This is a genomic window from Gallibacterium genomosp. 1 (assembly GCF_001678575.1).
In the GTDB taxonomy this organism is placed as follows: Bacteria; Pseudomonadota; Gammaproteobacteria; order Enterobacterales; family Pasteurellaceae; genus Gallibacterium.
Genome location: NZ_JTJP01000051.1, coordinates 49,674 through 58,233 on the forward strand (window position 1 = coordinate 49,674; position 8,560 = coordinate 58,233).

The 8,560-nt window shown below is 39.8% G+C and carries 6 protein-coding genes and 1 pseudogene; 6 read left to right on the plus strand and 1 reads right to left on the minus strand.

Annotated elements, in window-relative coordinates:
- Position 1: 1 nt before the first annotated feature.
- The 6 genes from QV04_RS09445 to QV04_RS09470 all read left to right on the plus strand — a co-directional run bounded on the left by QV04_RS09445 (position 2) and on the right by QV04_RS09470 (position 5,916).
- Positions 2-838: a septal ring lytic transglycosylase RlpA family protein gene (locus QV04_RS09445; protein ID WP_039133729.1), complete on the plus strand. Its 837-nt coding sequence runs from the start codon at positions 2-4 to the stop codon at positions 836-838.
- 22 nt (positions 839-860) lie between these two features.
- On the plus strand, positions 861-2,045 hold the full coding sequence (locus QV04_RS09450; RefSeq protein WP_065231271.1) for a serine hydrolase: 1,185 nt from the start codon (positions 861-863) through the stop codon (positions 2,043-2,045).
- Between the two features lie 216 nt (positions 2,046-2,261).
- Positions 2,262-2,537, plus strand: coding sequence for a DUF493 family protein YbeD (gene ybeD, locus QV04_RS09455; protein WP_026211015.1), 276 nt, complete (start codon positions 2,262-2,264; stop codon positions 2,535-2,537).
- A gap of 13 nt (positions 2,538-2,550) precedes the next feature.
- Complete coding sequence (lipB, locus tag QV04_RS09460; RefSeq protein ID WP_065231270.1) at positions 2,551-3,261, plus strand: lipoyl(octanoyl) transferase LipB; 711 nt, start codon at positions 2,551-2,553, stop codon at positions 3,259-3,261.
- A gap of 9 nt (positions 3,262-3,270) precedes the next feature.
- Entirely contained in the window at positions 3,271-4,233 is a 963-nt protein-coding gene (lipA, locus tag QV04_RS09465) for a lipoyl synthase (protein WP_065231269.1), read from the plus strand.
- 144 nt (positions 4,234-4,377) lie between these two features.
- On the plus strand, positions 4,378-5,916 hold the full coding sequence (locus QV04_RS09470) for a YifB family Mg chelatase-like AAA ATPase (RefSeq protein WP_065231268.1): 1,539 nt from the start codon (positions 4,378-4,380) through the stop codon (positions 5,914-5,916).
- A 185-nt stretch (positions 5,917-6,101) separates the two neighbouring features.
- Here QV04_RS09470 and QV04_RS11675 read toward each other — a convergent pair.
- Positions 6,102-8,560: pseudogene (locus QV04_RS11675) on the minus strand (hypothetical protein); the annotation flags it as partial.

Sequence of the window (8,560 nt, forward strand, 5' to 3'; positions counted from 1 at the left end):
TATGAAACTAAAGAAACATTTTGCTATGTTGGCTATTTTGCTTTTTCTTTTTCAAAGTTCTTTTGCAATAGCCAAAACAGGAACACATAACGAAACAAAAAAAATTTATGGTATTGCAGGGCCGAAACTGCAATATCATCCTAAAAAAACAAAAAGTAAAACTTACACCGTCAAAGGAGTACGTTATCGCACAGTTTCCACAAAAGAGGCTAAAACTTATGCCAAACAAGGAAAAGCTAGCTTTTATCATCCTAAATTTGTGGGGCAAAAAACCTCCAGCGGTGAAGTCTATAATGAAAAGCTGTTTACTGCAGCACATAAAACATTACCTTTAAACAGTTACGTGCTGGTAACAAACTTACGCAATCACAAAAAAGTGGTTGTCAGAATTAACGATCGAGGTCCATTCCATTCAAATAGGATTATTGATCTATCAAAAGCAGCAGCCAAAGAACTGGGAATGACCAGTCACGGCGTTGCTAATGTAAAACTTGATATGGTGATTATTGACCGTAACGGTAATCTCTCTGGTAAAGGTGGAAAAACACTCATTGCCTCTCGCCTTAATACACAGAAAGAGAACAACGTTATTGTTAATAACCAAAGGGTAAGCAAACAATTTAGATTGACTGCCAATAACATTGTAAGCAAAGAGAAAGCGGAACAGCTAATTTCTGCATTAGCTATTGATGATATAAAAACAGAAATTACCCAAGAAGGGGATAAATATAACATTCATATTGGGCCTGTTCTCGACCCCAATAAAGTAAACAGCATCAAACTCGCTTTTTCTCGTTTACAGACGGAGGATAGTCAACTCTATACTTATCGCTACTAATTAACGTTGTAAGGATGAAAAAATGTCGTTGTATTCTAAAAAACTGAAAAAACTCGCCTTTGCCGGTTTACTCGGTTTTTCCAGTATCTCTGTTGCTTTTGCGGAAGGTCTTTATGATATTGCTCCACCGCAAATTAACGCACAAACCTATATCTTGATGGATTACAATAGCGGTGCCGTGTTGGCGGCACTCAACCCAGATCAGAAACATTATCCGGCATCATTAACCAAAATGATGACAAGTTATGTTATCGGTCAAGCCTTGAAAGAGGGAAGAATCCATAATACCGATATGGTAACGATTGACGAAGAATCTTGGGGGAAAAATTTCCCAGGATCATCAAAAATGTTTTTGAATGTCAATCAACAAGTTTCCGTTTCCGACTTAAATCGGGGCATTATTATTGCTTCAGGAAATGATGCTTGCGTAGCAATGGCAAAATACCTTGCAGGCTCTCAAGCAAATTTCATCAATATGATGAATCAATATGTCGATCAATTCGGCTTAAAGAATACACACTTTGAAACAGTACACGGTCTTGATCACGAAAATCAATACTCCACCTCACGAGATATGGCACTTATCGGCGCACGAATTATTCGTGATTTACCGGAAGAGTATCATATTTATGCCGAAAAAGAGTTCACTTTCAATAATATCAAACAACCTAACCGTAATGGCTTATTATGGGATAAAAACCTAACTGTTGACGGCTTAAAAACCGGACACACCAATGAAGCGGGTTATAACTTAGTTGCCTCCGCAGTTAACAATAATATGCGTTTGATCTCGGTGGTAATGGGGGTAAGTTCCTTTAAAGGTCGCGAAATTGAAAGCAAGAAACTACTACAATGGGGCTTTGCGAATTTTGAGAATGTCAAACCGCTCGCTGCCAATCAAGTTGTTTCCGAACAGCCGGTTTATTACGGTAAAGAAAGCAAAATCAAACTCGGCACACTTTCCGATGTTTATTTAGTTATTCCGAAAGGCAAAAGTCAAGCCATTAAAGCACGCTACCAACTCAATCAAAAATTCCTTGAAGCACCTTTAAAACAGGGACAAGTTGTCGGTTCTATCGTTTATCAACTTGATGGTAAAGATATTCAAAAAGCCGATCTTCAAGTAATGAACAATGTTGAAGAAGCCGGTTTCTTTGGCAAAGCGTGGGACTGGCTGGTGCTTACAGTAAAAAGTATGTTTAGTTAGATAAGTCTTCCTTAACACTTTTTTAACACCACGACTTGAAATTTTGCTAACCCACCTTATTTAGGGTGGGTTAAATGCCATTATCTGTTGGATGTTTTAATTTGCAGAATAACGCTCAGAGCGTTGTACAGCTATTTTTAAAAATGACCTTTTGCTGTCGTGAACAGCAAGGTTAATCGGCATCCAAAGATAAAATCACAGTTAAGAGAGGAAATTATGCAACAACAAGAACAACCAAAACTTAAAGATTTACTCGAATTCCCGTGTGATTTCCCATATAAAGTTGTTGGGCTTGCACATCCGGAACTTACCGATCGTGTCCTTGCCGTCGTACAACAGCACGCACCGGGCGATTACAGTCCGTCTGTAAAGCCAAGCCGTAATGGTAAATATCACTCGGTTTCGATCACCATCAACGCACAAAATATTGAACAGGTGGAACGTTTATATAAAGAATTGGCTGAAATTGAATTGGTCAAAATGGTACTATAACCAAGGTTGCATTATGGGAAGTACAATAGAACAGATTGAACAAAAAGTGATTATTCGTCAGCTTGGCGTACAACCTTACGATACGATTTGGCACCGTATGCAACAATTCACTGATCAGCGTACTGCCGATACGATTGATGAAATTTGGTTAGTGCAACATCCTCCGGTGTTTACCCAAGGTCAGGCAGGTAAACCGGAACACATTCTAACCAAAACCGACATTCCTATCGTTCAATCCGACCGTGGCGGGCAAGTTACCTACCACGGACCGGGGCAACAAGTGATGTACATTCTGGTTGATATTAAACGCCGCAAAGCGATTGATAAATTATCCGGTAAAGAATCGCCACTTTCGGTAAGAGATTTAGTTACCGATCTGGAACAATGCGTAGTGAACACGCTGGCTGATTACGGCATTGAAGGCTATCCAAAACCGGATGCACCGGGTGTTTATATCAACGGCAAAAAAATCTGTTCTCTCGGCTTACGTATCCGCAAAGGTTGCTCATTCCACGGATTAGCCTTTAATATTCATATGGATCTTTCGCCGTTTCATAACATTAATCCTTGCGGCTATGCCGGCTTGGAAATGTGTCAACTACAAGATTTTGTTAAAGAACCTATTACCTGTGCCGACGTTGCACCTAAATTAATCGAACATTTCACCCGTTTAATCGGCTATCAACAATTCACTTTTGTCGATGGTCTGGACAACACACAATAAGGAAAAAATATGGGCACTCCGTTTAAAATGGAACGTGGCGTTAAATATCGTGATGCCGCTAAGACTTCAATTATTCCGGTAAAAAATATTGATCCGAACCAAGAGCTATTACCCAAGCCGGAATGGATGAAAATTAAACTGCCGGCGAATACTGAAAAAATCTTAAATATCAAAAAGGCAATGCGTAAGAACGGCTTGAACTCTGTATGTGAAGAAGCCTCTTGCCCAAACCTTGCTGAATGCTTCCATCACGGAACCGCAACTTTTATGATTTTAGGTGCTATCTGTACACGCCGTTGCCCATTCTGTGATGTAGCACACGGCAAACCATTGCCACCTGATCCGGAAGAACCTAAAAAATTAGCACAAACTATTCACGATATGGGATTACGCTATGTAGTGATCACTTCTGTGGATCGTGATGATCTTCGTGACGGTGGGGCAGGTCATTTTGCCGAATGTGTAAAAGAAATTCGAGCATTAAATCCAAATATTAAAATTGAAATTTTAGTACCTGATTTTCGTGGTCGTATTGAGGTTGCACTGGAAAAATTAGCGCAAAATCCACCTGATGTTTTCAATCACAACCTAGAAAATATTCCTCGCTTATATAAAGAAGTTCGTCCGGGTGCAGATTACCAATGGTCTTTACGCTTACTGCGCGAATTTAAACAAATGTTCCCGAACATTCCAACTAAATCAGGCTTAATGGTTGGCTTAGGTGAAACCAACGAAGAAATTTTACAAGTAATGCAGGATCTTCGTGATAATGGCGTAACAATGTTAACGTTAGGTCAATATTTACAACCAAGTCGCCACCACTTACCAGTAGCACGTTATGTGCCACCAAGTGAATTTGACCAATTCAGAAGCAGGGCAAAAGAGATGGGATTTGAACACGCAGCTTGTGGCCCTTTCGTTCGTTCCTCCTACCACGCCGACTTACAAGCAAAAGGCGTAGAAGTTAAATAATTTCATTAATGATGGGTAGAAAATAGCGCCCATCATTATCACAAAATTTTCTTTTTTCGATCATCATCACAAAACTACTCACAACATTTTTCTATATCTGCATTTTTTCTCTATGCTTGTCCTTATTTTGCATTGAGGAATTTTATGTCATTAGCAGTTGTTTACAGCCGTGCCTCTATCGGCGTACAAGCACCATTAATCACAATTGAAGTCCATATGAGTAACGGCGCACCGGGATTAACCTTGGTCGGCTTACCGGAAACCACCGTAAAAGAGGCAAGAGATCGTGTCCGCAGTGCCTTAATCAATGCTAATTTTGTCTATCCGACACAACGCATTACTATTAATCTGGCACCGGCGGATCTGCCGAAAGAGGGCGGGCGCTTTGATCTTCCCATCGCCTTAGGCATTTTGGCGGCTTCCGGGCAAATTGATGCTAAGCGGTTACAATCTTTCGAATTTGTCGGTGAACTGGCACTTACTGGAAATTTACGTGGCGTACAAGGCGTTATTCCGGCTATTTTGGCGGCGAATAACGCAAAACGTGAATTAATTATCGCCAAACAAAATGCTCAAGAAGCAACCTTAGTTGCCAACACACAAACCTATTTTGCCGACTCGCTATTAGATGTTGTCAGTTTTTTGAATCAGCAACAAAAATTGCCGATAGCACAACAATTACCGCCAGTTTCCCATTCTAAAAACCCCCATTTACTGGATATGACAGATATTATCGGACAACAACACGCTAAACGGGCATTGCTCATTGCCGCTGCCGGACAGCATAATCTCCTCTTTTTAGGGCCACCCGGTACAGGCAAAACTATGTTGGCAAGTCGATTAACAACACTATTGCCAGAGATGACAGAACAAGAAGCGATAGAAACGGCTGCCATTAATAGCTTAGTACAACGTTGTGTGGATTATCAGCATTGGAAACAACGCCCATTCCGCTCACCACATCACAGTGCCTCAATGGCGGCGTTAGTTGGTGGTGGCACTATTCCTAAACCGGGAGAAATTTCTCTTGCTCATAATGGTGTACTTTTTTTAGATGAATTACCGGAATTTGATCGAAAAGTGCTTGATGCCTTGCGAGAGCCATTAGAGAGTGGCGAAATTATTATCTCTCGTACGGCAGCTAAAGTTACCTTTCCAGCAAAATTTCAACTGATCGCTGCAATGAACCCTAGCCCAACAGGGCATTATCAAGGCACACATAACCGCACCTCGCCACAACAGATTATGCGCTACCTTAATCGATTATCCGGACCTTTTCTTGACCGATTTGATCTCTCAATTGAAGTGCCATTACTCCCACAAGGTACTTTGCAACAATTACCTAAAGACGAAAACAACAGTGAAAAATTAAAACATATCGTGATACAGGCGAGGAAAAAACAACTCTCTCGTTGCGGAAAAATTAATGCCCATTTATCTGGCAAAGAGATCGAACAATATTGCAAATTAATACAAGATGATGCCATTTTTCTTGAAAATGCATTAAATAAACTTGGGCTTTCTGTTAGAGCCTATCATCGCATTTTACGAGTTTCTCGCACTATCGCCGATCTGGCAGGTGAAGAGCAAATCCAACGCATTCATCTAGCTGAAGCACTAGGTTATCGTGCTATGGATCGATTATTACAGCGTTTAACCGCTAATATCAATAACACCATTTAACCTCCAATTATTCTCAAATTTCACAAACACAACAGGAAGCTTTCCTCACTTGTCGCCATCTTAAATTTAAAGGTACTACCTTCTACCTAACAAAATCTTAAAAAAAACCCACCAAGCTCAGCTTGATGGGTTCATTATCAGTTTATTTATACAAAAGTATATTCAAACTTAAATGTGATTAAACATTAAGTAATATTAATGCCATTTTCAATATAAAGCGTATATCCTCCATCAAATTTATAAACTGTATAGCTATAAGCTTCATCTTGCCCATTACTATCTCTATCTTCATGCAGTGTCTGGCTTGATTTAGAAGAATATTTCGCATTAACATCTACAGTATTTGAACCTGTAGATTGGTTTTTAATATATAGCGATTTATTATTGTCTTCAGTTAAGCTCTTTTCATCAATACGAATAGTATTTCTTCCTGAAGTACCTTTAAAGACAATTTCTTCAATCGACCATAAATTAGTCCATCCACTTCTATATCCTACGATAAACTGGTTATTATTTCCTATAATATTTAAGGTATCCTTACCCGCTCCCCCTGCTACTGCATTTTGATTATCGCCTCTAAAGTACTGCACAGTGAAAGTATCATTACCTTCTCCACCAATAAGGTGAGTATTCGTACTATTAATTTGATTGGTCACAGTAATCACATCATCACCATTACCAGCATCAATACGATTTGAATCGTAGGTAATGCCCCTTATCGTAATGCTATCATTACCATCACCCATTCGGATAAGTGATTCTCTGAGTTCACCTGAGATGGTTACACTATCTTGACCAGCGCCTAAATTGATAACCTCAGTTTCTATTCCTTTTCCAGTGAAGCTACCTCCAATCGTTACCGTATCATTTCCACTTTGGGCAAAACCTTGATCATTGTTGCTCATACCGATCCAAGTTTGTTCAGCATTACCTCTAATCGTTATGCTGTTATCACCGGAACCAATATTAAAGGTACTATTATTAACATTACTATTAATCGTAATTGTATCTGTACCAGTACCACCGGAATAACCAACACTACTGCTTGATCCTAATGAAAGAGTATTAGTTCCATCTCCCATCCAGAAACGAGACTCTGATGTTGCGCCAAGAGTAACAGCGTCACTATCAGCACCACCAATATAATTCAATCTCAATACTGAACCAGAAATTGATAATGTATTTTCACCAGCGCCTAAGTCAATACGTGTGCCAATGTTTCTTGCATTATCCATATTCGTTTCATTTGGATTCAAACCTTTTGCACCTAATACAGATTCACTGCCTGCTCCGGCACGATCAATAGCAGAAACCAATTTATCACTTACTTTTTGTTTAAATGCTGTTTCATAAAAACCTTTGTACATATCATTTTTTGCACCTTCTTCCATGTTTTTAATAAAAGCACCATCTAACCAATAATAAGGCTCTGAATTAAACTCAGCATTACCATTAACAACAACCGTATCAGCTCCATCCCCCATCATCATTGAGGAACGTCCACCAATTCCATTGCCAAAAGTCACTTCACTTGAACCATTGGACACCATTAGGAATTTAGTTGTATCTCGCTGATAAAGACCGCCTTTCACTTGAACCGTATTATGTCCGCCACCTAAATCAATAATATTCGAAGATTTATAACCAGTATAGATGGATGCTGATTCACCACCTATATATCCACCTACGGTAAGCTTATCATTACCGCCACCAAAGCGAATATAGTTCCCCGAACCGTCTTCAGCTCCAGCAATAATATTATGAGAAATACTCACTTCATTATTGCCTTCGCCCATATCGATTTTCGCATTGGTGTAATACAATGAACCATTATCATAAAGATTCTGCCAAACACCTTGGTCTCCGGAATGGCTCGTTACTAACAATTTATCATTGCCGTCACCCATATCAATTTGGTTAGAACCATCATAGTACGGCACACCAACGCCTTTACGTCCATTCATATAACCTAACTCAATGACATCGTCACCATCGTTAGTTTTAATTTTCACGTGTCCGCCCACACCTTTGGCTTTAATATAATCATTGCCACCACCAAGCGTATCAAGAGCAAAACGAACTTGTTTTGTTTCCGCACCTTTTGCTTCCGAAACAATCATACCTTGTACTTTCGTATCGCCATTATCAGGGTCAGTTTGTACATTCTCTACAAGAATGATATCCGCAGCATCACTAGCGCCCGTCCATTTATAAAAATAAGCTCTATAGTCATTAGGATTATAGCTATTATAGATTGCATCCTGTTTGAGTGCTTCTTCATCATAACCCCAACCCGGTGCGTGATCCCGTTGCGCTCCAGTACCATCATCACTAGTACGCATATCCCAGTCAAGTTTTGGATTATATACCTTAATTCGACCGTTGTTTCCTGTGCCAGTCAGAGTATGTACTTTCTCATTAGATGCAATGGCATCACCAAAGATCAAAGTAGCTCTATTACCATCAAAAGTATCCGCTGGATGATCAGACTCTGCCTTACCATTTAAATTAAGGATAACTTTATCTCCGTTTGCTACAGACGCAGCCGGTGTCTTCGATTCGCTATCAAAGGCAAGTGGTTTTATGTCTATAGTGATTGCGGTCTCAGGAGACTCATTGCCTGCAGCATCTTTGGCTTTGACTT